The organism is Coprococcus sp. RTP21428st1_C9_RTP21428_210409, from assembly GCF_040227395.1.
Lineage (GTDB): Bacteria > Bacillota > Clostridia > Lachnospirales > Lachnospiraceae > Coprococcus > Coprococcus aceti.
The window spans coordinates 1-1,728 of the sequence record NZ_JBEHVV010000140.1 but is presented as its reverse complement, the minus strand read 5'-3'; the positions used below and the strand labels follow the sequence as shown (position 1 = coordinate 1,728).

Below are 1,728 nucleotides of genomic sequence, written 5' to 3'. Positions count from 1 at the left end.
GCCTCTGTACTGCGCAAGCTTCGCACCTTTAAGCGCCTGTATCTCTTTGCCCTGAAGCTCTATGGTTCCGCTGTCAGGCTTTATGACCGTTGCGATACAGTTCAGCAGTGTGGACTTTCCCGATCCACTGCTACCCATGATGCCAAGGAACTCCCCCGGCATGACCTGAAATGATATGCCGTCCAGAGCCTTAGTCTGGTTTGGCTTTTTGCCATAGTATTTCTTCAGTGATTCTATCTTTAATAAACTATCCATATTGTTCACCTTTCTTTATTTTTATTTGGGGACGGAGGTACCTGACCCCTTTTGACCTATTTTTGAAAAAGCAAAAACAGCGCCGTTCTGAAATTATAATATCAGAACAACGCTGTTATTAACACTTACACCTTATGAAAGGTTTTTACTCTGCATCCTCAGTCTTTGGGGCCTCGTGGGCATCCATGTTCTTAGGAAGCACAAGATTCAGAATGATGGCAACTATGAATACAACAGCCACACAGTTCTCAGCAAATACCGTCTGCACGATCTTAGGGAAAAGTTACTGATATGATCGCGTTTCAGTTGAACTCCGGCTTAAATGGCATGATGTGAGGGAGCGCTATGACTGATGTTCCGCTGAGTGCGGAGAAATCCACCATACCCATGCACACTGCTACTATATATCCAACCACAAGTCCGAACAGAACTGAGAGCTGCTTCCAGTATGACTTTGCAAATATATGGACGAGCAGACAGCACGCCAGCGTCAATACTCCAATGGAGTCTTTTTCCTGCATCTGTGGCTCTGTCGTGCAATACATACATGACTTTTTGTCGCATTTTTCTAATTTTTTTAGTATAATATAAACGTTGTGGGCAGCTTCTGATAACACTTGCAGCTCACAGCGTATATCAAATAATATCGGGTGCTTTGCATTTGCCGGCACCTAAAAAATGGAGGGATAACTATGGCATGGTATGATGAGGCAGTTTTTTATCACATTTATCCACTGGGACTTGCGGGAGCCCCTAAACAGAACGACTACGGTGAGCCTGTTCACCGCTTAAACACCCTGCTTCCATGGGTGGATCATATAAAGGAGATTGGCGGTTCAGCACTGTACATCGGACCACTCTTTGAGTCAGTCGGACACGGCTACGAGACTACAGATTACAAGAAGCTCGACTCCCGTCTCGGAACAAATGAGGACCTGACAGCATTTGTGGCTTACTGCCATGAACAGGGAATAAAGGTCATCTTCGACGGAGTGTTCAACCACACAGGCCGTGACTTCTTCGCATTCAAGGACATCCAGGCAAATAGAGAGAATTCACAGTACAAGGACTGGTACTGCAACGTGAATTTCTGGGGCAACAACGAGTACAACGACGGTTTCTCTTACGACAACTGGGGAGGCTACAACATTCTCGTCAAGCTGAATCAGAAGAATCCTGCTGTCGTTGACTATATATGCGATGTGATTCGTTTCTGGGTGAGTGAGTTCGATGTGGACGGAATCAGACTTGACGCTGCGGACGTCCTTGATTTTGATTTCATGAAGGCACTGCGCCGCACAGCAAATGAAGTGAAGCCGGATTTCTGGCTCATGGGTGAGGTCATCCACGGCGACTACAGCCGCTGGGTAAACGGCGAGACTCTTCACAGTGTCACCAACTACACACTTCACAAGGCTCTGTACAGCGGCCACAATGACCACAACTATTTTGAAATCGCGCACACTGTAAGAC

4 protein-coding genes are annotated in these 1,728 nt (G+C 46.4%); 1 reads left to right on the top strand and 3 read right to left on the bottom strand.

All coding sequences use genetic code 11. From position 1 onward, the window contains the following. From ABUA34_RS14255 to ABUA34_RS14245, 3 genes are all read right to left on the bottom strand, one after another. The coding region (locus ABUA34_RS14255; protein ID WP_349823540.1) for an ATP-binding cassette domain-containing protein at nt 1-255 on the bottom strand (255 nt) is incomplete at its 3' end. Nucleotides 256-400: 145 nt separating this feature from the next. Further along, complete coding sequence (locus tag ABUA34_RS14250) at nt 401-523, bottom strand: hypothetical protein (protein WP_004849879.1); 123 nt, start codon at nt 521-523, stop codon at nt 401-403. Nucleotides 524-557: 34 nt separating this feature from the next. After that, on the bottom strand, nt 558-800 hold the full coding sequence (locus ABUA34_RS14245; protein ID WP_349823539.1) for a solute carrier family 23 protein: 243 nt from the start codon (nt 798-800) through the stop codon (nt 558-560). 147 nt (nt 801-947) lie between these two features. Here ABUA34_RS14245 and ABUA34_RS14240 point away from each other — a divergent pair. Further along, nucleotides 948-1,728, top strand: a 781-nt coding sequence (locus ABUA34_RS14240) for an alpha-amylase family glycosyl hydrolase (protein WP_349823538.1), incomplete at its 3' end; no start/stop codon positions are given.

What these genes read in the sequence shown, in the direction of transcription:
- ABUA34_RS14245 (WP_349823539.1), bottom strand. Translation starts at nt 800, where the DNA reads ATGTATTGCACGACAGAGCCACAGATGCAGGAAAAAGACTCCATTGGA.